The 24,132-nt window shown below is 66.2% G+C and carries 16 protein-coding genes, 1 tRNA gene, 1 rRNA gene and 1 other RNA gene; 12 read left to right on the top strand and 7 right to left on the bottom strand.

Annotated features, from left to right (window positions below; all coding sequences use genetic code 11):
- Positions 1-81 precede the first annotated feature (81 nt).
- A 5S ribosomal RNA gene (gene rrf / locus QZY03_RS07630) occupies positions 82-197 on the top strand.
- Between the two features lie 48 nt (positions 198-245).
- Here rrf and recD read toward each other — a convergent pair.
- From recD to QZY03_RS07605, 5 genes are all read right to left on the bottom strand, one after another.
- Complete coding sequence (gene recD, locus QZY03_RS07625; protein WP_295579767.1) at positions 246-2,129, bottom strand: exodeoxyribonuclease V subunit alpha; 1,884 nt, start codon at positions 2,127-2,129, stop codon at positions 246-248.
- Positions 2,126-5,713, bottom strand: coding sequence for an exodeoxyribonuclease V subunit beta (gene recB / locus QZY03_RS07620; protein ID WP_295579763.1), 3,588 nt, complete (start codon positions 5,711-5,713; stop codon positions 2,126-2,128). The genes recD and recB overlap by 4 nt, the downstream gene beginning before the upstream one ends.
- Entirely contained in the window at positions 5,710-9,012 is a 3,303-nt protein-coding gene (gene recC, locus QZY03_RS07615; protein WP_295579760.1) for an exodeoxyribonuclease V subunit gamma, read from the bottom strand. Before recC ends, recB begins: the two co-directional genes overlap by 4 nt.
- A 68-nt stretch (positions 9,013-9,080) precedes the next feature.
- Complete coding sequence (locus QZY03_RS07610; protein ID WP_295579758.1) at positions 9,081-12,233, bottom strand: efflux RND transporter permease subunit; 3,153 nt, start codon at positions 12,231-12,233, stop codon at positions 9,081-9,083.
- Entirely contained in the window at positions 12,230-13,474 is a 1,245-nt protein-coding gene (locus QZY03_RS07605) for an efflux RND transporter periplasmic adaptor subunit (RefSeq protein ID WP_295579755.1), read from the bottom strand. Before QZY03_RS07605 ends, QZY03_RS07610 begins: the two co-directional genes overlap by 4 nt.
- Before the next feature lie 254 nt (positions 13,475-13,728).
- Here QZY03_RS07605 and ffs point away from each other — a divergent pair.
- From ffs to minE, 8 genes are all read left to right on the top strand, one after another.
- An RNA gene (gene ffs / locus QZY03_RS07600) (signal recognition particle sRNA small type) lies at positions 13,729-13,825 on the top strand.
- A 168-nt stretch (positions 13,826-13,993) separates the two neighbouring features.
- Entirely contained in the window at positions 13,994-15,658 is a 1,665-nt protein-coding gene (dnaX, locus tag QZY03_RS07595) for a DNA polymerase III subunit gamma/tau (protein WP_295579752.1), read from the top strand.
- Between the two features lie 75 nt (positions 15,659-15,733).
- The gene (locus QZY03_RS07590) at positions 15,734-16,051 is read left to right on the top strand and encodes a YbaB/EbfC family nucleoid-associated protein (RefSeq protein ID WP_363168263.1); all 318 of its coding nucleotides are present in this window, start codon (positions 15,734-15,736) and stop codon (positions 16,049-16,051) included.
- Positions 16,052-16,109: 58 nt separating this feature from the next.
- Complete coding sequence (gene recR, locus QZY03_RS07585; RefSeq protein ID WP_295579749.1) at positions 16,110-16,706, top strand: recombination mediator RecR; 597 nt, start codon at positions 16,110-16,112, stop codon at positions 16,704-16,706.
- A 114-nt stretch (positions 16,707-16,820) separates the two neighbouring features.
- Positions 16,821-17,165: a histidine triad nucleotide-binding protein gene (locus tag QZY03_RS07580; protein WP_295579747.1), complete on the top strand. Its 345-nt coding sequence runs from the start codon at positions 16,821-16,823 to the stop codon at positions 17,163-17,165.
- A gap of 198 nt (positions 17,166-17,363) precedes the next feature.
- Positions 17,364-18,131: a septum site-determining protein MinC gene (gene minC, locus QZY03_RS07575; protein WP_295579744.1), complete on the top strand. Its 768-nt coding sequence runs from the start codon at positions 17,364-17,366 to the stop codon at positions 18,129-18,131.
- Positions 18,132-18,194: 63 nt separating this feature from the next.
- Complete coding sequence (gene minD, locus QZY03_RS07570) at positions 18,195-19,004, top strand: septum site-determining protein MinD (protein WP_295579741.1); 810 nt, start codon at positions 18,195-18,197, stop codon at positions 19,002-19,004.
- Positions 19,005-19,007: 3 nt separating this feature from the next.
- On the top strand, positions 19,008-19,277 hold the full coding sequence (gene minE / locus QZY03_RS07565) for a cell division topological specificity factor MinE (protein ID WP_295579739.1): 270 nt from the start codon (positions 19,008-19,010) through the stop codon (positions 19,275-19,277).
- 46 nt (positions 19,278-19,323) lie between these two features.
- On the opposite strand, the gene QZY03_RS07560 is transcribed toward minE, so the two are convergent.
- On the bottom strand, positions 19,324-19,710 hold the full coding sequence (locus QZY03_RS07560) for a DUF3775 domain-containing protein (RefSeq protein WP_295579737.1): 387 nt from the start codon (positions 19,708-19,710) through the stop codon (positions 19,324-19,326).
- A 275-nt stretch (positions 19,711-19,985) separates the two neighbouring features.
- Between QZY03_RS07560 and QZY03_RS07555 the strand changes: the two genes are divergently transcribed.
- From QZY03_RS07555 to QZY03_RS07545, 3 genes are all read left to right on the top strand, one after another.
- Positions 19,986-20,792, top strand: coding sequence for a M48 family metallopeptidase (locus QZY03_RS07555; RefSeq protein ID WP_295579735.1), 807 nt, complete (start codon positions 19,986-19,988; stop codon positions 20,790-20,792).
- Positions 20,793-20,827: 35 nt separating this feature from the next.
- Positions 20,828-22,345, top strand: coding sequence for a hypothetical protein (locus QZY03_RS07550; protein ID WP_295579733.1), 1,518 nt, complete (start codon positions 20,828-20,830; stop codon positions 22,343-22,345).
- A 61-nt stretch (positions 22,346-22,406) separates the two neighbouring features.
- A tRNA-Met gene (locus tag QZY03_RS07545) sits at positions 22,407-22,483 on the top strand.
- A gap of 948 nt (positions 22,484-23,431) precedes the next feature.
- On the opposite strand, the gene QZY03_RS07540 is transcribed toward QZY03_RS07545, so the two are convergent.
- The gene (locus QZY03_RS07540) at positions 23,432-23,932 is read right to left on the bottom strand and encodes a hypothetical protein (protein ID WP_295579730.1); all 501 of its coding nucleotides are present in this window, start codon (positions 23,930-23,932) and stop codon (positions 23,432-23,434) included.
- Between the last annotated feature and the right edge of the window lie 200 nt (positions 23,933-24,132).

Here is a 24,132-nt window from a genome sequence, read left to right as displayed (position 1 = left end):
CTTGACCATATAACACCCAAGCACTGTAGGTGTGCTTACGACGATCATCCGGGCAACGCCGCGGGCGTTGCCGACGTTTTTCCTGGCGGCCATAGAGCATTGGAACCACCTGATCCCATCCCGAACTCAGAAGTGAAACGGGGTATCGCCGATGATAGTGTGGGGTCTCCCCATGCGAAAGTAGGTCACTGCCAGGGCCTTATCCGAAAACCCCCGCTCCTGCGAGCGGGGGTTTTTTTTGCCCGTCAACCCCCGCCGGTCCACCCCAACTGTTCGGCCAAGGCTGAGCTGCGATGGACCTGGTTGCGGCAGCCGGCGAGGAAGGTCTGCCGGTTGCCCTGGATGCTGACCCGCTGTTTGGCGCGGGTGATCCCGGTGTAGATTAGTTCGCGGGTGACGACCTGGCTGCGCTCGAACGGCAGGACGAGCAGGACCTCTGCGAATTCAGAGCCTTGGCTCTTGTGTACCGTCAAGGCATAGGCACAGCGGTGGTCCGGCAGGTGTCGGACCGAGACGCTGCGCACCTGGTCGTCGGTGAGCAGGAAGCAGGCCCGAAGTACGCCGTTCTCGTCCCGCCACAGCAGGCCGATGTCGCCGTTGAAAAGACCGACCTCATAGTCGTTGGTGGTGACCATGACGGGTTTGCCCTGGTACTCGTCCCCGCCCTGAATCAAACCCTGTGATTGGAGTCGCCGCTCGATGAGTCGGTTGATCTCATCCACGCCGAACGGGCCCTGGTGCAGGGCCGCCAGGATGCGCGTTTGCTCGAACGCCCGCAGCGCCCCGACCACGGTGTCCTGACGTAGATAGTCGGCATAACGCTGGACGGCCCAGTCGACGCAGCCGGGGTGGAGTCCTTCGGCTCCTGCCTCCAGCCAGGTGATGTCAGTGAACCGGGGATCCGCGAACAAGTCCAGCGCGGTCTCGCCCTGCCCGGTGTTCACCGCGCGGGATAAGGCGCCGATGCCGCTGTCCGCTTTGAAGCGGTGGCTGACGCGCAGCAGGCCGACGGCGTCACTGGCGCAGTGCGGTTGTCCGCCGCCGGGGAGCCGATCCGCAGATGCCGCCTCGACCTGATCCAGCAAGCGCACCTGCTCGGGTGAGTAGCGGATCTCCTGACCGTGGCCGGTGATGTCGCCGAGCACGTTTCCGGCCTCCACGGAAGCCAACTGGTCGCGGTCGCCCAGCAGGATGATGCGCGCCCGTTCCGGCATGGCATCCAGCAGGCGCGCCATGAGTGGGAGGTCGATCATGGATGCCTCGTCCACCACCAGGCAGTCGATCAAGAGCGGATTGTCCCGGTGGTGACGGGCGCGGTTATCGAATCCGAGGCCCAAGAGTCGATGGATGGTGCTTGCTTCCTCCGGCACCCGCAACAGCAGGTGCGGATCGGCATCGACCCGCCCTTTACCGCCGCGTACTGCCTCGGTGAGGCGTGCTGCCGCTTTGCCGGTGGGCGCGGCCAATGCGATGCGCAGCGTCGGATCCTGTTCCAACAGCAGGGCGAGCACCTTGACCACGGTAGTCGTCTTGCCGGTGCCCGGTCCGCCCGAGATCACGGCGAAGTGCCGACTGACCGCGATGGCGGCAGCGACCCGCTGCCAGTCGACCGCGGCGGGGATGACCTCGTCATGGTTTGGGGGAAACAGGCGCGCCAGCCCCACGGCCAGCCGCGGCCAATCCAGGTTGTCGATCAGCGTCATGCGTTGGCGCAGCGCGCGCGCGACCTGCTGTTCGAACCGCCAGTATTGGCCTAGGTAGAGTCGCTGGCCGTCCAGAATCAGCGGGGCGATCGGTGCCGGTCGATCGGGCGTATCGAGTCGCGTGTGCGCATTCGCCACACCCACCCAGTCGGCATGCGCCAGGGTGTGCAGCCAGGTATCCAGGTCTGGTCCGCGCGGGATGGTGGCCAACGCTTCACCGGACGCGTCGAACAGCGGCTGTTGCGCGTAACGGGCCAGGTCCACGCACACGTCCCCTTGCAGGTTACGCATGCTCGCCAGGGCCGCGCTTTGCGCCAGCACGGAGCCCTCGTCGACACCGCTGCGGCGAGCGACGAAGCGGGCGAAATAGTAGCTCAGCGGCGAGAGGCGGCCGGCCTCCATCAGGGCGTACAGTGCATCGGTCATCGCGCATCCCCAGGATCGCAGTGGAAAATCCGGCGGTCCAGGGTCTCCACCAGATGGAGGTCGGGCCGGGTGTGATAGACCCCGAAGCGGGCGCCGGTGGGTGGCCGCATACCGCGTAGAAACAGGTAATAGACCCCGCCGAAGTGCCTCTCGTAGTCGTAGTCCGCCAGCCGCTGGCGCAGGTAGCGGTGCAGCGCCAGGGTGTAGAGCAGGTATTGCAGGTCGTACCGGCGCTCGACCATGGTGGCGCGCAGCCGGTCCGCGCTGTAATCAGCGAGCTGGCCGCCGAGAAAGTTACTCTTGTAGTCCGCGATGTAAAACCGTCCCTGATGTTCGAAGACCAGGTCAATGACGCCGGTGACCAGACCCTGGAAGGTGTCGACCGCCAAGGGCGGCAGCGGCTGCCCTGCCGCCTGGTCGAGCAACCGGTTGAGTGCGGCGATATTGACCGGATAGGTGGCGAAGTCGAACTCCAGTTCGTTGAGCCGCTGCCCTGGTCCGAGTTGGGCCAGGCTCAGGCCAGTCGCGTCCAGCGGGGTGCGGATCACCTGCGCCAGCCAGGTCGCCGCATCCTGGCCCCAGCGTGTATGGTCCAGATTGAAGCGGGGTGCGATCTGGGCGCTGTGACGCAGCACTTGCTGCTCGATGTCGCCCCAGGGGCTATCGGTACGGAAGTCCAGCTTTTCGAGCAGCAGGTGCAGGTAGGAGCCGACCTCGGTGCCTGCCGGGAAGCCGAGTGCGCAGTCGTCGGCCGACTGGTCGCGTGGTGCGGACGGACCGGAATGCACATCACGGGTCAGCGCGGAGAAACTGGTGACGCGCCAGTCGTTCGCGATCCGCCCGGCGAAGGGCCGCGGGGCGAGCGCGGGCGGGGCCGCCGCTGCTGGTACGCCGGGGCCGCTGTCCGCCGGTTCCGGGAGTGGTGTGAGCAGGATGTCGCCGCTCGCCGCGGTGGCCAGGGCCCGTAGGTCCGGTTGGAGGTCCGCGAGTCCGGCGAAGGCGTCCGGCCGCTCGGTCCCGAGTCGGTCGCGCTGCTGGTGGGGGTGCAACAGGTAGCCCAGTGCGGTCTGGCCGGCGTGTCCGTCCCGCGAGCCGGCGCGGCCCCAGATCAGATAGAGCGCCGACGCCGCACGGGTCAGGGCGACATAGGCGACGCGCACGTCCTCGGCCAGGCGCTCCTGTTCGGCCAGTAGCAGGTGGGATTGGATGTCGTCCGATCCGGCGTCGAGACAGGCCACTTGATCTTGATGAAAGCCGAGCAGTCCGTCCAGGTTGCGGAGCTTACAGCCCCACAGATAGGGCACGAACACGACCGGATACTCCAACCCCTTGCTGGCGTGGATGGTGACGATCTGCACCAGTGCCTCGTCGCTCTCCAGGCGCAGCTCCGTCTCATCGGTCGCGGACGCGTTCTGCTGTTGGCGATACCAGGTGAGCAGGGCGTCCATCCCGGCATGGGCCTTGGAGGCTTGTTGGAGCAGTTCGCCTAAATGCAGCAGGTTGGTGAGTCGTCGCTCGGCCAGTGCGTCGCGGCTCAATGCGCGGGCAATGTCCAGGCCGTGCAGCAATTGCTGGAACATGGCCATGAAACCCTTGCGCTGCCACGTCTGGTGGAACTGGAGCAACTGGTCCACCCAGGCCACCCAATCGTCCTCGCTGTGGGTGACCCGTTCGACTTCCACGTAGTCCTTGCCGAGCAGCGCAGAGGTCAGGGCCAGACGCGCCAGGTCCCGGTCACGCGGGTTGAGTACCGCCTGGAGCAGTGTCTCCAGGGCCGGCGCTTCGGCGGATTTGAACACCCCTTCCCGCTCCACGGAGACCGCGTTGACACCCAGTGCCGCCAAGGCGCGGCGCAGCTCCGCCGCCTCGTAGCCGGTTCGTACCAGCACGGCAATGTCCTTGGGTTCCAGCGGCCGCGTTCCCAGGCAGGTGCGGCCGGCTCGGCCGCCCTCAATCAGGCGGGCGATCTCGGCGGCGACCGCCTGATGACAGCGCGTGCGTGCCGACTCCTTCGACAGCGGTTTCGCCTCGCCCTTCGCCGTGCGCTCTTCCGGCAGGGTCCAGAGGGTCAGGGCGGGCTGCGGTTCGTTCCCGTCAAGCAAGAATCGGTGTTCCTTGTCCGCCGGGTCGATCGGCACGAACGGGATGGTGTCACCGTAGACGAAGGCGTCCTGGGCCCGCCGGCAAAAGAGCGTATTGACGGCGTTGATGATTTTGGGGGTGGATCGCCAGTTGGTCGTCAGCGTGTAGATGCTGCCGCTGCCCAGGTCCGCCTTGGCCTGCATGTAGGTAAAGATGTCGCCGCCCCGGAAGCTATAGATGGCCTGTTTGGGGTCGCCGATCATGATCAGGCCGAGCTCGGGCTGACCAAGGTAGAGCCGGCGGAAGATCCCGTACTGCACCGGGTCCGTGTCCTGGAACTCGTCGATCATGGCGACCGGGAACTGCTGCCGGATGGAGTCGGCCAAGGCGTCGCCCGGCCGCTGGAGGGCCTGGTACATCTCGGTCAGCAAGTCGTCGAAGGAAAGCACCTGGGCCTGTTGCTTGGCTCGCCTGACTCTGGTCGTGGCGAACGCGGCCGCATCGGCCAAGGCGGCGGCACGCAGGTCGCGCCTCAGCGTTTTTAGCGCCTGCCAGACCTGGCCGCAGTCGGCGAAGAACGGAGCCTCAAGGTTTGGATCCGGCTTTCGCAGCCGGTGCGCGGTGATGGTTTCCGGCGTCAGCACCGCGAAGGCGTCCGGCGGCGGCAGGACCAGTTCCGCCGCGAAATAGTCGTCGATGACGGCGAGCGCCGACTGCAGATTGGCGACGCAATAGGGGCTCGTCTGGGCCCGGCTCAGCCCTTTGGACTCCAGCAACGTCTCCGTCAGCTCGTGGCATTCCGCTCGCCACCGGGTTGCAAGTGATGTCAGGCGCGGCACCATGGCATCAAAACGATCGAGCACGGCCTCCAGGGGGCCGACATCGGGGATCAGTTGCCGTTCCTGGGCACCCAGGAGCGGCACCAAGAGACTTCGGAAGGCCTCCAGGCTTCCCAGGCCGGTGCTGAAGAGCCGCAACCGTGCCGGGTCGAGCGGGTAGCCGGTGCGCCGCCACCAGTCCGCCACGGCCTGATCCCATAACTCCCGATCATCCGTCAGCACCTCCATCTCGAACTGTTGACCGCTGTTGAAAGCGAACTCGGTCAGTGCCCGCTGGCAGAAGCTGTGAATGGTGAAGATGGCGGACTCGTCCATGGCCCGGACCGCGAGTCGCAGGCGTTTGACCGTCAGCACCTCCTGTCCTTGGTCGCGGATCGCCGCGAGCAGGGCCGTCAGAAAGGCATCCGCGGTCTGGCGGCCATGCTCCAGGCACTCCAGCGCTTCGAATAGCCGGGCGCGGATGCGTCCGCGCAGTTCGTCAGTCGCAGCCTTGGTAAAGGTGACCACGAGCACCTCACCGACCGCTCGCCCCGCCACGATATGACGCAGATAAAGGTTGGCGATGGTGTACGTCTTACCGGTGCCGGCACTGGCCTCAATGAGCTGGATACCGGTCAGCGGGAACGCGAGCACGGCGGGGGTGTCGAGCGGAAGATAACTCACAGCAGCGCTCCGCAGGTCAGTGCCTGGTCATAGAAGGCCCCGGCCAATTGGGCGAAGGCCTCGCTGGTGAGTGGGTCGGCCGCCAGGCCCCGCCTGACCAACTGGATGTAGGCATCGTCCTGGTCGCCGGGGATCTGGTTGAAGCTGTTGCCGTTCCATGCGCTGTAGGCGGCGGTGAGGGGATCGCCCCGACCGCCTTCCAGGCGCGTGCGTGCGAAGGCATAGCTCGCCTTGGGCAAGACCAAGAGGGGTCGATGGACGCCCTCCCAATACCAGTTGAGATAATCCCGCAGGGCCGCGCGCGCCGCCTCCGGTGGCAGCGCATCGTGGATAACGAAGCGTTTGCCCGTAGTGTAGAGGGTGCTGCGCTTGGCGCCCGGATCCGCGCTTGCGCACCAGGCCAGATGATTCAGCCACAGGCCCAGGATGTCCGCACCCTTGAGGCCACTGGGCTTCCAGCGCAGCAGACCCAGGTCCGGGTAGATTCCTTTGATCTGGCCGCTCAGTCGGCGCGGACCTGGGTCATCGTCTGTCCCATCCGTGATCGCATCGAGCACCAGGTCGACTGCCACCTGTGCTGGGCGCTGCCCGCGGTAGTCATGCAACTGCGCGATCAGGGCGGCAACCGTCGCCTCCTGCTCCGCGAAGACCAACTCGGCGAAACCGCCGTGTGGCAGCGCACCCTCGGCACTGAGCCGCCGCGCCGAGGGGGTCAGACCTTGCAGGTGATCATCCACCAGTCGTTGTTTCAGGCCGAAGCTCGGCAAGCCGGCGACTGCGAAGGGTTCCGCGTCGTCCGTGGGCGCATCCTCACCCAGATACACCTGGAGTCGGCTGTTGACGAAGTGTTTGACGGGGTGGCGCACGAAGCGCTCCAGTTGGATCAGCGTGACCTCCCGCATCCGCTCCGGGGCCTGGGGCAGGCGTGTCCAGGTCCAGCCCGCCGACTCCACCGTTGCGTTCCCAGGGGTCGGATCGACTGGCCGCTGCATGGCCTGGGCCACGTCGCACCAGTAGCCATCGTAGCCTCCGCGGCCCGCCGCGAAGGCGCGCGGGCTGAACGGCTGCAAGGGGTGGACCTGGGTCAACCGTTGACTGAGGGTGTGCTGTGGTTCGCCGCCGGTGACCCGGTACTGCTGGTCGATATAGTCCAGCAATTCACGCACCAGCACGGATGGCTGCCGTTCCATATTCTTGCGAATGTCGCGCCCGACATAGCTGAGATACAGACAGCGGCGCGCGCACAGCAGGGTCTCCAGGAACAGGTAGCGGTCCTCGTCGGCCTTGCGGGGGTCGCCTGGCCGCCAGTTCTTGCGCATCAGGTCGAATTCGGCCAATCGGTCGCGTCGCGGAAAGGCCAAATCGTGCAGCCCCAGAATGCAGATGGTCTTGAACGGCAGACTGCGCATGGGGCGCATGCCGCAAATGGTCACGCCGCCGCTGAAATAGCGCCCATGTCCGCTCTCCGCCCCCAGGCGCTGCTGAAGCCAGGTCCGGACCAGGGGTGGGGACAGGGTTTCCTCCAGCTCGCCCGCTTGCTCGGCCAGGTCCGCCAGCGCGTCGCGGATGCGCTGGACCCGGCCGGCCTCATCGTCGCGTTCGCCGAAGAAGTCGCCGAGCAAGCCGCCGATGCAGGTCTGCCAAGCCGCGGCGGTGCGTGGGGCCGCCAACCGGTCCGCCGTGTCGGCCAGTCGGGACAACAGGCGCCAGAAACGACCGAGCACCTCGGCCTTGGCCCCCTCAATGCCGCCGATGGGGGCGATGCCGTCGAACAGGTCACCCGCCCCCAACGCATAGCCGCCGAACAGGCGCTGCTCCGCCTGGGCCCAGGTGTTCTCCTCCGCGGCGGGCAGATCCAATCGCCGTTTGTGGTTCCCGTCCAGTCCCCAGCACAGGTTGGCCTCCGCCAGCCAGGTCTTGATCTGCGCCACTGACGCGCTGTCGAGCTTGAAGTGCTCGGCCAGTTCGGGCACGTCCAGATAGGACAGGATTTCCGAGCGGCAGAAGCGGCTGTCGGGCAGCGCCAGCAATTGCAGGAAGATCAGGACCAGCGGGTGCTCATCCTTGATTGACGTGTCCGAGAGATTCCAAGGCAGGTAGGGGCGCTCGCGCGCACCATCCTGAGCGAACACCGCCTCGATGTAGGGGGCATAGCCGCTGATCTCCGGCACCATCACCAGGATGTCCTCCGGGCGCAGGTCCGGATCCGCGTCGAGCATGGCGAGGAGCTGATCGTGCAGCACCTGGCACTCCCGCAGGGGGCTGTGACACAGGTGCACCTGGACTGACGCGTCCGGATCGATCGCCTCCCGTTCCTCATGGGCCGCAATCGGTCGCAGGGTGAAGATATCCCGCTGCAGGCGGGCCAGGAGGGGTTCGGTCGGGGGATGGTCCGCGGGATCGCGCTGGGTGAGGGGTTCGGAAAAAGCGTCGACTTCGTGCAGGTTCGTCTCGTGGGACAGCAGCAGATCCTGCAAGGCCTGACCCTGACGACCCCAGGATGCCAGGAGGCTGTTCCCGACCTCCCACAGGTCGGCCTCGTCCGGCTGCTCCAAGCGTTTGCGCGCCAGTTCTTTTTGCGATATCAGGTCGGCCCAGAAGGCGTCGGTCGGCGCATGGATATAGATCTCCACCGTGGTGTGCTCCGCCAGCGCGTGGATGACCTCCACCAGCAGCGGCGGTAGGCTGGAGATTGCAAACAGGCTGACCCGCTCCGGCAGCCCGGCGAAGGGTCCGCACCCGGCGAGGGTCTCCAGCAGCCGGTCGATCACCGCGACCCGGTGTCCCTGCTCCACCCCCGCCGTCAATCGACGCCACAACAGGGCCTGCCAGTCATCCTCATCGCCATGACCCCAACGGCGAATCAGCTCCGGCCGGTAGAGCTGATAGCGGTCGAAGACGTCCGCGATCCGGCTCGCCAACTGCCAGCGCTTCAGACCCTGGGTGTCCTGCCCCAGATAGTGCAGCAGCGGCGCGAAGGCCAACTCCGGCACCAAGGTCGGCAACAAGGCGAAGACCTTCCAGGCCATGCGATCCAGGGCGAGGGGGTCGGTTTCCGGCAGGTCGTCGAGTAACGCGGCGGAAAGGCCCCACACGAAGGACGCCGGCAAGGGGTACTGCAGGTTCGCCGCCACCCCCAATTCTCGCGCCAAGCCCAGGTTGACCCAGCGCGCCATGGCCGGGCTGGGTGTCACCACGAGTTCGGGTGTGAAGGCCGAGGCCAGCGGCGCGTCGCGGAGCCGATACGCAAGCTGGTCCAGGAGCGACTCGACGCGGTTTGAGCGGATGATCTGCAGCATGGGGCGTCCGGGTTGCTGGGGCCTGCGTGCTCAGGCGTGTTGATCGGGCTGGCGGATCGGGGGCAGTGTCAGGCTCCTTCTGCCTGGGCCTCCGGCGTTGGCCGCGGGGCGAACCACCGGGTGATGCGGTCATGCGCCGACTCGTGCAGGGAGAGCAGTGCCGGGGTGAAGATTAATACCAACACGGTGGCGAAGGTGATGCCGAAGGCGAGCGAGACCGCCATCGGAATGAGAAACTGCGCCTGGAGGCTGGTCTCGAAAATCAGCGGACCCAGGCCCACGACGGTGGTGGCCGAGGTCAGCAGCATGGCGCGCAGGCGCGAGCAGGCGGCTTCTTCCAGGGCCCGGTCGACGTCCAGACCGGTGGTGCGCAGTTCCTGATACATGCTGACCAGGATGATGGCGTTATTCACCACGATGCCGGCCAGACCGAAAAGGCCGAACATCGACAGCAGGGTCAGGTCGATGCCCAGAATCCAGTGGCCGAAGATGGCGCCGATCAGGCCCAGCGGGATGGCGGTCATCACCACCAAGGGCCAGCCCCAGGAGGAGAAGACCGCGGCCAGGATAAGATAGATCAGCCCGAGGCCGATGTAGAGTCCCAGCCGCATGTCTCCAAGGGTCTCGCGCTGATCGGCGGCGCGGCCCTCGAAGCTGTAGCTGATCCCGTAACGTTCCACCAAATCCGGCAGCAGGTCGCGTTCCAGCGCCTGATTGACCCCATCCGGGGTGTTGAGTGCACGGTTGATGTCGGCCGAAACCTCGACCGCCAGGCGGCCGTTGGCATGGCGTAGGGCCTCGAAGCCGCGTCGGCTCTCCCAGTCGGCCACCGTATCCAGCGGCACGAACGCGCCGCTCGGCACGCGGATGTTCAATTGCTCCAGGGCGTCCAGGCGGGTGCGCTCATGCCGCGGCAGCAGCACCCGCACCTCCAATTCGTCCTGACCGACCTGCACCAGTTGCGCGAGATAGCCGTCGAAGGCGGCGCGCAATTGCCGGCCCAACAGTTCCGTGGTGACGCCCAGTGACTGACCGGCGGGGGAGACCCGGTAGATCAGTTGCTCGCGGCCGAATGGCATGTCGTCCACCATGTCCGACACGCCGGGGACGGTTTCCAGCCCCTGGGCCAGGTCCAGGGCGGCGGACTTGAGCTGGTGGGCGTCGTCGCCGATGAGCCGCACCGTGAGGTCCCGGCCGGGCGGGCCGGAGCGGCGCGAGGAAATGACCAGGCTTTCAATGCCGGCCGGAACCTTGAGTTGCGCGCGCCACTTGGCCAGAAGGGTCTCGTTGCGCACCGTGCGGTCCTCCGACGGGACCAACTGGACCAGGAGCGAGGCGAGCTGATCGCCGCGCGCCCCGGCACCCACATCCACCGCCACGGTGGCGCCCAGGCGCGCGACCGCCGCCTCGACCAGGCCGCCGCCCAGTTCGCGCTCGGCCGCGCGCAGGCCCTCCTCCATCTCCCGCAGGAACGCGGCGCTTTGGTCGCGCGGGGTCCCGGCGACAAAGGTGGCATTGGCGAAGACGATCTGCGCTTCCGGCGTGGGGAAGAAGACGAAGGCGATGCGCCCGCCCGCCAGCAGCCCGACCGACAGGATCATCAGCACCGCCACCGTGCTGACCGTGGTCCAGCGCCAGCGCAGTGACGCTACCACCACCGGTCGATACAGGTGGTCGCGGAAGTAATCAAACCCGGCATCCACGCGCTTGCGCCAGCGCGGGGTCACTTGCTGCACCTGATGGCTGAAGGCCGAGCGCAGATGCGCCGGCATGATCAGGAAGACTTCCATCAGCGAGGCCATCAGCACCATGATGGCGACGAACGGGATGTCCCCCAGGATGTTACCCATGATCCCGCCAACTAACATCAGCGGCAGGAAGGCGGCGATGGTGGTCAGGGCCGAGCCGACCACCGGCCAGAACATCCGTTTGGCACCGGCGATGGCGGCCTCCGCCGGGGGCAGGCCCATGCGGTAGCGCGACTCGGCGTATTCGCCAATCACGATGGCATCGTCGTCGATCACGCCCAGGGTGAGCAGCAGCGCGAACAGACTCATCATGTTGATGGTGCCGCCGAAGGCCCACAGCAGGGTCAGCGCCAGCAGATATGCCGTGGGGATGCCCATCGCCACCCAGAGCGCGACGCGGCCGGGCAGAAAGATGAACAGCAGAATCAGCACCAGGGTAAAGCCCTGCAGGCCGTTGTCGACCAGCAGGTCGATACGGTCGCGGATGAGCTGCCAGGACTCGTCGAAGACCGTGAGCTGAATCGACGGCGGCAGCGTCGGGCGCGTGTCTTTGAGCCAGGCGTTGAAGCGTTCGGCGGCGCGGAGCGAGTGGCCGGATTCGGCGCGCTGGATCAGCAGTTCCACCGTGACGGCGCCATGGGAGCGGGCGCGTTCGGTCTCCACCTCGGTGAGGGTCAGGGCCGCGGGGCGGGCCTCACGTACGATGGTCGCGACATCGCCCAGGCGCACCAGACCCCGGTCGTCGCTGGCGATATTGAGATCCTCGAAGGCCAGTGGGTCGCGGCGCTGCTCCAGACCGCGCAGTTCGCGTGCCCCGTCCGCCTCGCCGGCGAGGCCGGAAGGCAGATCCTGGGCGAGGCGGCCGACCTGCTGGCCGATGCCGTCCAGCGACAGCCCCAGCGTCTCCAGCGTCCGGCCGGGGACCTCGATGGCGATGCGTTCCTCCGGCAGACCGGAGATGTCGACCCGATCGATGCCGCGCGCCAGGAGTTCGCGCTCGAACTGGCGGACCCAGGGACGCAGGTCGGCCAGGCTGGGCCCCGACACCAGGACGCGCGCCACCGGTTCATAGCGCGAAACGCGGCTGACCTGTGGGGTTTCGGCGTCCTTGGGCAGGTTGCGGAATTCGTCCACGCGCTGTCGCACCTGATCCAGGGCGAGCAGGGCGTCGGTATTCTCCTTGAGTTCCAGGGACAGGTTGGCGATGCCCTGGGTCGCGGTCGAGGTCATCTTCTTCAGCCCATCGACCGTCTTCAGACGCTCCTCGAACGGGATGATGATGCCGTTCTCGACATCCTCGGCGGAGGCTCCGCTCCACACCACCCGGACCGAAATGATGTCCAGTGCGAAGTTCGGGAAGAACTGGATGTTCATCCGGGTCAGGGCGATCGCGCCCAGTGCGAACACCAACACGGTCAGCAGGTTGGCGAGCAGTTTGTGGCGTGCGAAGACGGTGATCAGACCGCGCTTCATCGCATCTGCTCCGCGCGATCAGCGGTCGCGCTGCCGGTCTGGGGCTGGGCGGCAGCGGTCTTGCGCTCCGGCACTTCCTGGACCTTGAGTCCGTCCACCGCGTTCGGCAGATGGGTGATCATCACCCTGGTGCCGGGACCCAGACCCGCGGCGCGGACCAGGACCTCGCTGGCCCCGTGCTCCATGACTTCACCGACTCGCTCGACCATGATCCCCTGCAGCCGTCCCTCGTTGACCGCGAAGACCCGCGACCCGCCGTTGAGGGCGGCGAAGGGCAGGGCAATGGTGTCCGGCATGGCCGGGCGCTGGAGAACCAGATCGACGAAGGCCCCCAGCGGCAGGTCGGAACCGGGTTCCACTTTCAATAGGGCATCCACCCCACGGGCGTCCGCCTCGCCGGCGAGACGCGCCAGGACCGCCGAGAAGGGCCGGCCCGCGTGGTTGGCGCGGGCGGTCAGGCGCTGACCGGCTTCAAGCGCGGCGCGCAGTTCTTCGCCGCGGCTGCCCGGAATCTTGGCGCGCAGATACAGGCCATCCACCGGGTAGAGCGTGAGGATGGTCTGGTTAGGTTGCAGTTGATCCCCGGCGCCCGCCTCGACCGTACCGATGCGGGCGTCGAATGGCGCCTGGATCTGCGCGCGGGCGGCATCGCGTTCGGCCTCGGCCAGCTTGGCCTCGAGCGCCGCCAGCCGCGCCGGGTGCTCGGCAATCGCCTGCTCGCGTAAGGTCACGGCCAGCCGGGTGCGCGCCAGTTGCTCGCGCGCCAAATCCACGTCGCTGGCGGTGCCGAGCTTCCGGGACTGGACCTTCTCCGACCGTCCCAAGGCCGCCTCGGCCAGGCCCAGCAGGGCGCGTTCCTGCTCCAGTGCCTGGCGGTCGTGGGTGAGCCGCAGCTGTTCTCTGGTCAACTCGGCGCGCGCCTGGGCCAGTCGCGGTTCCAAATCCGCCGGGTCCAGCCGTGCGAGGAGGTCGCCCTGGGCGACCAGATCGCCGTCGCGCACCCGCACTTCCAGCAATCGGCCAGCCACCGGGGCGGCGGCCCGCACGCGGTCCGGCGCTTCCACCCGACCAAACAGATTGAGCACCGGACTGTGCACCGCGGGGGTCACGGTCACCGTCTCCACCCGCCACACCCGCTCCTGGGGCACCACCGGCTCGGGCTGGGGACGGGTCGCCTTCAGAGCGACGAAACCGCCAATACCTAAGGCCAGAATCAGGAAAGGGAGGAGTTTTCGCAGCATGACGGGGATGAGGTTCCGGGAAGATAGCCGCAAGGTGGGGGGGCACGCGGCGGAGCGCAACCCGCGCGGCCCAGGATCGCCGTGGTCAGGTGTGCAGTTTCGAACGTGCGGCCTTCGAGGACTTGCTGCCGGAGCTTCGCGAGCATCCGGTTTGTCATGGTGCGTGGTCTTTGTTACTCTGCGTGCCGAGCGCGGGGTAACCCGCAGACTCGGTCCGAACTCGGCGGTCCGCGCGCTTGATCAATGGTGGTCGGCGTCGGTCCCCCCGCGACGCAAAACCGTGAACCCGGTCAGGCCTGGAAGGGAGCAGCCGCAGCGGTGGAAGCGGGCGCCGGGGTGTGGCTGGCGCAGGCCGCCGCCCCTCATGTGCGTTGCGCCATTGCTGGTCCCGACGGATCGGCGCTCACTGGTTGCCGTGCTGTCGCGGCGCTGGATCACTGTCCCCGCGGTACGGGCCGGTCACGCATCGGTTAAACTGCGTCCCAATCACCGCTCAACCCGGCTATAGTCCCACCGCGCATGACCTATCAGGTGCTCGCCCGTAAATGGCGCCCCAAGTCGTTTGCCGACATGGTGGGGCAGCAGCATGTGGTGCGCGCGCTAAGCAACGCGCTGGATCGGGATCAACTTCACCACGCCTATTTGTTTACCGGCACCCGCGGGGTCGGCAAGACCACCCTGGCGCGCATTCTCTCCAAGGCGCTCAACTGCGAACAGGGTGTGAGTTCGACGCCCTGCGGGGTCTGTGCGTCCTGTCGGGAGGTCGATGGGGGGCGCTTCGTCGACCTGCTGGAAGTGGATGCGGCCTCCCGCACCAAAGTGGATCAAACCCGCGAACTGCTTGAGAATGTTCCTTACGCGCCGGCCTGCGGCCGCTACAAGGTGTATCTCATCGACGAGGTGCACATGTTCTCCAACAGTAGTTTCAACGCGCTGTTGAAGACCCTGGAGGAGCCGCCGCCCCATGTGAAGTTCCTCCTCGCCACCACGGACCCGCAGAAGGTACCGGCGACGGTGCTGTCGCGCTGTCTCCAGTTCAATCTGCGGCGGCTGCTGCCCGAGGAGATTCGCGCCCGTCTGCAGTTCGTGCTGGAGACCGAGGGTCTCGCGTTCGAGACCGGCGCGCTCGCGCTCCTGGCACGGGCCGCTGACGGCAGTATGCGCGATGGCTTGAGTCTGCTCGATCAGGCGATCGCCTACGGCGGCGGCCGGGTGATCGAGACTGAGGTGCGCGCCATGCTCGGGAGCGTGGGCGGCGATCTGGCCTTCAACCTGCTGGAGGCCCTGGCCGACGCCGACGGCGAGCGGGTGCTGGCCGAGGTGGATCGGTTCGGCGCCCTGACCCCCGATTTCAGCGAGGTGCTTCGCGAGTTGATCGGCCTGCTGCATCGCCTGGCCCTGTTCCAGCAGGTGCCGGGAACAGTTCCGGCGGATGACCCGGAGCGTGCGCGGATCGCGGATTTGGCCGATCGCCTCGATCCGGCCGACCTGCAGCTCTACTACCAGGTCGCACTGACCGGTCAGCCGGATCTGGCCTTGGCTCCGGACCCGCGCGCGGGACTGGAGATGGTCCTGCTGCGGGCCCTGGCCTTCCGACCCGCCGAGGGCGCGGTGCGCCCGGCCGCGGCGCCGGCACGTCCGGCCGGGCCGTCTCGGGCCCCGGCGCCTGGCGCATCTCCCGCGGCCGGTTCGGTCAGTCCAGCAGCCGCCGATGAGCCGGTGATCCAGCCGCCGGGCGATCGGGGCGGCCCCCGGTCGGCGGCGCGGCCGGTGAATCCAGCCCTGGGGCCGGCGCCGCTGGCCTGCACGGCCGACTGGCACGCACTGGTGGACCGACTGGGGGTCGGCGGTATCGCCAGCCAGCTGGCCCACCACTGCGGATTCATCGGGTTGGGTGAGGGTCGACTGACCCTGAACCTGGACCCGACCGCCGAGCAACTGCGCTCGCCGGGCACGGAGGAGCGCCTGCGCGCCGCGCTGGAGTCCGTCCTGGGCGGTCCGCTACGACTGGAGATTCAGGTCGTCAGGCCCAATGACGAGACCCCGGCGCAGCGGCGTACGCGCGAACAGGACGAACGCGTGCAGTCAGCTCAGACGGCGCTGGCCGCCGACCCGGCGGCGACGCGTCTGCGTGATCAATTCGACGGCCAGTGGGTGCCGGGTTCGATCGAGCCCCTCGACTGACTGGTCTTTTTTACGTGAACCCGGCGATCTGGCCGCAGGGCTGCCACCGCCACTGCTGGAGGTACGATTGTGAAGATGGGACTCGGCGATCTCATGAAGAAGGCCCAGAAGATGCAAGAGGATATGAAACAGGCCCAGGAGCGGCTGGCACAGGAGGAGGTGGTCGGTGAGTCCGGCGGCGGCATGGTCAAGATCACCCTGAACGGCAAATACGAGGTCAAGCGGGTGGAGATCGACCCTGCGCTGATGAGTGACGACAAAGAAATGCTGGAGGACCTGATCGCCGCGGCCTTCAATGGCGCGGGGCAGCGTGTCGCTGAGAAGGCAAAGGAAAACATGGCGGAACTGACCGCCGGCTTGCCGTTGCCCCCGGGCTTCAAGCTGCCGTTCTAGGCGCCGGCGCGTGATCCCAGCCGATCCACCCAACCTGATCTGATCACCGGGCACGACCATGGCCGAGCGTACCCTGCTCAATCAACTGATCGACGCCCTACGCTGTCAGCCGGGGGTCGGTCCCAAATCGGCGCAACGCATCGCCTTTCACCTGTTGGAACGCGATCGGGAGGGCGGCAGCCGGCTGGCGCGGATCATGGCGGAGGCCATGAGCCGTATCCAGCGCTGCGGTCGCTGCCGGACTTTGAGTGAACACGCGCTGTGCGGTCTCTGTTCCAACCCGAACCGCGATCCCGGTGTGTTGTGCGTGGTCGAGCAGCCCGCGGAGATCGTCGCCATCGAGCAGGCCACCGATTACCGCGGCCTCTATTATGTGCTTGGTGGTCGGCTCTCCCCGTTGAGCGGGATCGGCCCCGAGGAACTGGGGCTGGATGACTTGGAGGCGCGGTTACGCGAGGGCGAGATCAAAGAAGTGATTCTGGCCATCAGCCCCACGGTGGAAGGCAGCGTCACCGCCCAGTATATCGCCGAATCCGCCCGTGGGATCGACGTCAAGGTGACGCGGATCGCGCACGGGGTCCCGTTGGGCGGCGAGTTGGAGCATGTGGACGGCGGCACCCTGGCACTGGCGTTCTCCGGACGGCGCGGGCTGTGAGCCGCGCGGCCAGCGTGCAGCGAACAGCGATACGGGTTTTGATCGTCGTTCCGGCACAAGCGGCCGGCTGCTCAACGTTAACCAAGTCTCACTCACACGGAGATCATCTGATCAATGACCGACACCATCTTCGGCAAAATTGCCCGGGGTGAGATCCCCGCCGACCTGATCTACGAGGACGCGGACTGCGTCGCGTTTCGGGATATCAGCCCGCAGGCGCCGGTGCATATCCTCATCATCCCGCGCAAGTCGATTCCGACGCTCGATCACGCGCAACCGGAAGATGCTGAGTTGATCGGCAAGCTGTTCCTGGCCGCGGCCGCGGTGGCGCGGCAGGTCGGGATCGCCGACAGCGGCTACCGCACAGTCGTCAACTGCAAAGCGGCGGGGGGGCAGACCGTGTTTCATCTCCATTTACACCTTCTGGGCGGACGCCCGCTGCAGTGGCCGCCCGGATGAGGCGAAGAAACTTTGTGCCTGTGGGCGCATCGGTACTATCCCGTTGCCGGCTAAGCGGTTAGCATTGCGATCCTACCAGCGCCGTCGCTTCGGCTGCCGCTTCGTCCCAAATGCGGCCAGCCTGGCCCAGACCGGACTTCAACCGACGCCGACCAGAACAGGAGAGCGAGGGGGTCATCGACCTCCGTGCCCAGATCCATGGCAGTGAATTCCAGATCGTCAGGGGGCGAGGCATCCCCCGCATTCGAACTCAAAGCGGCGGGTTTCACCCTGCCGATCATCCGTCTGTTGGACGGCAATATGGAGGCGGTCGCCGAACAGCTCGGGGTCAAGGTCGAGCAGGCGCCGGACTTCTTTCGCAATACCCCGGTCGTGATCGACTTGACGGTCTATCCGGATGGTGCCGGGGATGTCGAGTTCCCCATGCTGGTCGGCCTGCTGCGCGGTTACGGGATGATCCCATTTGGCGTGCGTGGCGGGACCAAGGCGCAAAACGTCGCGGCGGAGGGGATGGAGCTGGCCATCCTGGGCGATGCATTCATCCGCTCGGCCAAACCTGCCGGCGGAACGGCCAATCAGCCCGTCGGCGGCGGCGCGGACTCTGGTGCCGGGGGGCAAGACCCTGGCCATGGGAGTACGATCAACGGCACGTTGGTCACCCGGCCGGTGCGCTCGGGGCAACGCGTCTACGCGGCCGGAGGCGACCTGTCCGTGATTGCCTCTGTGAGTTCAGGTGCCGAGGTGATGGCCGATGGCAACATTCATTGTTACGGCCCTCTGCGCGGACGCGCGCTGGCGGGCGCCCGGGGCAACACCGAGGCACGGATTTTCTGCTCTGACCTCCAGGCCGAGTTGGTCTCGGTGGCTGGTCACTATCGCGTCAGTGAGAACATCCCCGCCGACCTGCGCGGCGTGCCGGTGCAAGTTTACCTGGACCAGAAGATTCTGCGGATCGAGAAGATTTGACGCGCATACGGCGGGCCACCGGTCCGGCCGGTCCCCGCATTACCCGAAGAGGAGATTCGTAACTTGGCGAGAATTATCGTAATCACGTCGGGCAAAGGCGGGGTCGGCAAGACGACTACCGCCGCCGCCCTCGCCATGGGTCTGGCCCAGCGGGGCAGCCGCACCGCCGTCATCGACTTCGACGTGGGACTGCGTAACCTGGATCTGATCATGGGTTGCGAGCGGCGAGTGGTCTACGACTTCGTCAACGTGATCAACCATGAGGCCAATCTCAATCAGGCCCTGATCCGCGACAAGCGCTGCGACAATCTGTATGTGTTGCCCGCTTCCCAAACCCGCGACAAGGATGCCCTGACCAAGGAGGGGGTCGGGCGGGTGCTCGATGAACTGTCTCAGGGCTTCGACTTCATCGTCTGCGACTCGCCGGCCGGCATCGAGCATGGTGCCACCATGGCCATGTACTACGCGGATGATGCGGTCGTGGTGACCAATCCGGAGGTCTCGTCGGTACGTGATTCGGACCGGATGCTCGGCATCCTCGCCAGCAAATCCAGGCGCGCCGAGGCCAATGAGGAGCCGATCCGCGAATTCCTGCTGCTGACCCGCTATGACGCGGCGCGGGTCGACAATGGCGAGATGCTGAGCGTCAAGGACGTGCAGGATATCCTGTCGCTCAATCTGTTGGGTGTGATCCCCGAGTCCAAGGCGGTGCTCAATGCCTCCAACGCCGGCGTCCCGGTGATCCTGGACCGGGAGAGTGACGCGGGCTTGGCCTATGGTGACGCGGTGGGTCGGTACCTCGGGGAAGACCTGCCGCACCGTTTTGTCAACGCGGAGAAAAAGGGCTTCTTCAGCCGCTTGTTCGGAGGATAAGCCATGGGTCTTCTTGACTATTTCCGCAGCTCTCAGCCCAAGGGCTCGGCGAACATGGCCAAGGAACGGCTGCAGATCCTGGTCGCCCATGACCGGGCGGAGCGCCATCGCCCGTCCTATCTGCCTAATCTCCAGCGGGAGATTCTGGAAGTCATTCGCAAGTATGTGGATGTGGATATGAATGCGGTCTCGGTCAATTACGAGCAGGAAGAGACCCACGAGGTGTTGGAGCTGAATATCGTGCTGCCGGACACGGCGCGCAACCGGGCCTGAAATCGCCTGATCGACCTGCATCAGGCGTTCAGCACCGGTCTCCGGGTCAATCCTGGCAGGAATAGCCGTGGGCGATCAGCCCCTCTTCGAGGTCGTCCGAGACCATGGGGTGGGCGAGCAGGTAAGCGGCGGCCCGCACCGAGTAGTCGCCGATGGCGTCGTCGACGGCACTCTCCCAGTCCTCGATCGCGTAGTCGCCGCGTCCGACCCACATCAGCGCGACCAGCTCCGCCCGCTGCCGCTGGTTCATCTGGCCGATGGACTCGATGAGTTCGGTGAGCGTGTAGTCGCCACTGTGGTCTGCCAGCACTTGCAGTGCCCAGTCCTCCGTGGGACTGGACGGCGTCTCCGGGATCACCACCTCCTCTTTGGCCTGGAACTCGCGGGCCTTGGCGATGATATAGCAGATCGAATCGAGTGGGATGTGCAACATGGTCTGGATACTCCTCAATAATTCCCAAGGAATCCCAGGGACTCCCAGGAGTCGACCGGCGCGTGGCCGTAGCGGACCCAGGTCTGAATTCCGGACTGACAGTGTACTCCAGCGTACTCCGATCGTCGCGCGATCGGCGCCTGGCCGGCGGCCGGCGACGCCACTCCGGCCGCTGTCCGGGGCAGCGGCGGCGGGCGGAACCGCTACAGGATGTTCCGGAAATCACCTAAGATCATCAGTCGGGTCAGTCCATCGGGTCCCGGAGTCCAGTAACCATGTTCAAGTACAGTCCTCTTCGCGGTGCCGCACTCCTGGTGACGGTCCTGCTGCTTCAGGGTTGCGCCTCGGCCCCCGAGACCGGGCGGCGACAGTTGTTGATGATCGACTCGGCCCAGGAGGCGCAACTGGGTTTGAGCGCATTCGAGAAGACCAAGCGCGAGACGCCGATCTCGCGGGACCGGCAGGCGAATGCGCAACTCCAAAGCGTCGGTCGTCGGATCGCGCGGGTGGCGAAGGTGCCGAACGCCCGCTGGGAGTTTGTCTTGTTCGAGGACAAGGCGCCTAACGCCTTCGCCTTGCCCGGCGGCAAGGTTGGAGTCAATACCGGCATCCTGCCCATCACGCGGGACGAGACGGGTCTGGCGACCGTGGTGGCGCATGAGATCGCCCATGTCAGCGCGCGTCACGGTGCTGAGCGGATGTCACAAGGCATGGCGATGCAGGTGGGTGGTGCGATCCTGTCCGCGGCGCTGGGCGCCTCCGGCTACGGGGGAGGGACGCAGGATCTGGCGATGCAGGCCTATGGCGTGGTTGGTCAGGTGGGGGTGCTGCTGCCCTATTCGCGGACCCAGGAGTCCGAAGCGGACCGCATCGGTCTGCTGTACATGGCCCGTGCCGGATATGATCCGCGCGAGGCGGTCGCCTTCTGGCAGCGCTTTCAAGCCTACAACAGTCGCCAGGGCGGCGGCGGTTCGCTGGAGTTTCTGAGCACGCACCCGCTGGATGCGAAACGCATTGCTCAACTCAAGGCGCATCTGCCGCAGGCGCTGGCCGAGTATCGTAAGGCCGGGGGGCAGGGCTGATCCGCTGATGCCGGAGCTGTCGCAGCGTTACGCGGATGCAAGCGATTGACCGCGGCTGGCCCGCGCCCCAGGGCTATTGCGATGCGGCCGCAACCAGGTCCGCCGGCGGCCCAGGCCCCCGGCAGTGGCGGCCAGCCGTGCTGCTGGCGGCTTTGGTTCTCGTCGGTTGTGATTCGGGCGACCCTGAAACCGCGTCGGTTGCGGGGCAAACCGTCTATCGGTCCGCGGTGGGTCCGGTGCCCGCCTACCCGCAACGTCCGGGTGACCCGGCTAAGGGCTACGACGCGCTGCTCAACCGCGCGGTGGTGACCTGCGGCTTCCCTTACAGCGGTTATGTGAAGGCGATCGGCTCCGCCAAGCGGGAGAGCGGCCCCCAATTTCCGGGGCGCGCCGGGCGCAATGCGGCATTGCCCTATATGCTGACCGCGTACCAGTCGGCTTCCGGGGTCGAGTTGGTCACCTCCAACTGTCTCACCTGTCATGCCGCGACCTTTGACGGTCAACTGGTCATGGGTTTGGGGAATGCCTTCCTGGACATGACTCAGGACCCGCTGGTCGCGGTTGAGTCCGCCGGGTCGTATGTAAAGGGCCGGGCCGCGCGGGCCGAGTGGCGGCGCTGGGCGGACCGCATCGGCACGCTCTCCGACTATATGATGACCGACACCATCGGCGTGAACTCGGCCGGCAATCTGACCGCCGCGCTCATGGCGCATCGCGATCCCGCGACCCTGGCCTGGTCGGAGCGGCCGCTGATCGAACCGCCGCCCAGGCAACCTCTGCCGGTCGCCGTGCCGCCCTGGTGGACGCTGCGCAAGAAGCACGCGTTGTTCTACAGCGGGGAAGGGCGCGGGGATCATGCGCGTTTCATGATGCTGGTCGCATCGATCTGTACCGACACGGGTGCGCAAGCCGAGGCGATCGACGCCTGGGCGCCGGATGTACGCGCCTACCTGGCCGAGCTACCGTCGCCCAAGTATCCCTATCCCATCGATCGGTCGCTGGCTGAACGGGGTTACCCGGTCTTCCAGTCGCACTGCAAGCGCTGCCATGGGACCTATGGTGAGGATTGGCGCTACCCAAATCAGGTGATTGCTCTGGGCAAGGTGGGGACAGATCCAGCGTTGGCGCGAGCCGGCTATGCCGACTCCGCCCGCTTTCGCGCCTGGTTCCAGCAGTCCTTCTATGGCGCCTTGTCCCAGGCCGCCCCGGCCCTGGGCTATGCGGCGCCGCCATTGGATGGGGTATGGGCCACCGCGCCCTATCTGCACAATGACTCGGTGCCGACCCTGGCGGCCCTGCTCGACAGCCGCGCGCGGCCGACTTACTGGCGCTTCAAGCGGACCGCCGGGGACCAACCGATCTACGACCGCGTGCAGGTCGGGTGGGATCATGAGGTCCTGACCGCGGGCAAGGCCGCGGCCATGAGTTGGGACGAGCGCAATCGCATCTACGACACCACCGGCAAAGGATACGGCAACCGGGGACATGCGTTTGGCGATGCCCTGTCGGTCGAACAACGGCTGGCACTGGTTGAGTATCTGAAGACCTTGTAGCGCGTATCGCGAAAAAAAAGTTGCAGCACTGGGTGAGTTTCGCTATAGTAGGCGTCTCAGATGCGGGGTGGAGCAGTCTGGCAGCTCGTCGGGCTCATAACCCGAAGGTCGTAGGTTCAAATCCTGCCCCCGCTACCAAATAAAACAAGGGCTTACAGAGAAATCAGTAAGCCCTTTTTGTTTGCCCGGCGTTCGTGTAAGCGCAGGTGTAAGCAATTTTCGGTAACGCGGGGTGGTGCTGGGCCAGATTTGGCCCCGGTGTCGGCGGCGTCGGAAATATTGCGCTCCCGCAAGTCCACGGCTGAATCCACCGTCACAACCGTCACAACCGTCACATCGTCACCGGTCGGCGAGGGCGAGCCGTCCGCGTGCCCCTGGGAGGTTGCCCCGGACCTTGGCATGGACACCAAGGCGAACCGTCGGCGTGCCCTGGGTGGGCCGCTCAGCGGTAGGGCCTCGATCTCGGGCTCCGCGAGGTTGTGGATCCAGGTCCGGACGCGGTTTTCCCGCGTTTCAAAAGCGAGTCAGCCCCGCGCGGGGGCCGGTCAAATTGTGGGGGCTCCCCCGCAATTTCCCCTCGGTCAGCCCCGCGCGCGTGGGGTCTCGTCGGTGGCGAGCGACAAGGCGCCGTCCGCAGAGTAGTGGGTTCGCGGTTCGTGTGCGCGCCGGTCGATAGGCAACCCCTATCGGGCATGGGGTCTGCTTCGTTCTACCAAGTCCTTGTCTGGCGGTAGGCGCAATTCCTGTGCCCGATAGGCGGTCCCGATCAATCGCCTCGGCTCCGGTCAGCCAGCCGCGGCGGGCCTGGGTGTCGGCGGTGGGGTCGATCCGATGCCCGTTGAAATTCTGAGAAGGGCCGGTTGGGGTACTGACAAAACTGCCAAAACTCGCCCCGTGGGGGGTATTGTCAGTTTTGTCAGTAGGGCGACCCGGCCTTTCCAGATTTTTTTTGGTCTCGTGCAAGCGGTCTAAATAGTTCACTTCCGTGTATCCTTTAGCGCAGGGTTGACGGTGTAACAGCCGAAGGGGGCCAAACTCTGAGTTTGGCCCCCTTCGCGCCTTTGGCGTCATTGTTGCGTTCGTGAGTCACTGATTACGTAAAGGATTTTCAGTGCATCCCGAAGGGGGCCAAGGGGGTTCTTGGTTTGACCTTTGGCCCCCTTCGGCGAGCGACCACGCCCAGTGTTCCAAGAGCCCGCCTTTGCTGGCGATAATCCCTAGTGCTGACTTCGCCCGCTTCAGGGTTCGCTCAGCGTGCCCCGCCTCGCTCGCCTCCTGCTTGATCTGCTTCGCCGCTACCGGCCCGTCCGCGAGCATCGCCAACAAGAACCCCTTGGCGTCTTCTAGGGCGCTCTGCTCGTCCGGGTTCGCGCGGGCATCCGCTCGACTCAGCAAGTCCCGCGCGCTCCCCTCCAGGACCTCGCCCCAGATAACCCGCGTTGCAGAGATCCCCGGATACTCGGCAAGCGCGGTAAGGTCGAGGTGGTAGCCGAACCCGCCCGCGTCAGGGCCAAGGTTGGACTTCGCCCGCACCAGGATGCAGCCGCCCCCGTGTTCCTCGGGAAGCTTGGCGGTCGCCAGAACCACACGGGCCAAGGCACCGAAGGCCAGCGAACCCGTTACGCGCTCAGCGGGGATCAGGCGGCGGTACCGCTCAGGTCTGGACGGACTCCAAGGCGACCAACTCGGCCGCAACCTCGGCCGCAGTCCAACCGGCCGCCTTCAAGGCGCGCTTGGTCTTCGCCCGCTGTCGGCGGCGGCGGCTTCATCGGGGGTCTGGGTCGGCG

Source organism: uncultured Lamprocystis sp. (assembly GCF_903933125.1).
GTDB lineage: Bacteria > Pseudomonadota > Gammaproteobacteria > Chromatiales > Chromatiaceae > Thiodictyon.
Note: the sequence above shows the minus strand (reverse complement) of the source record. Positions and strands in the feature narration are given on the sequence as shown.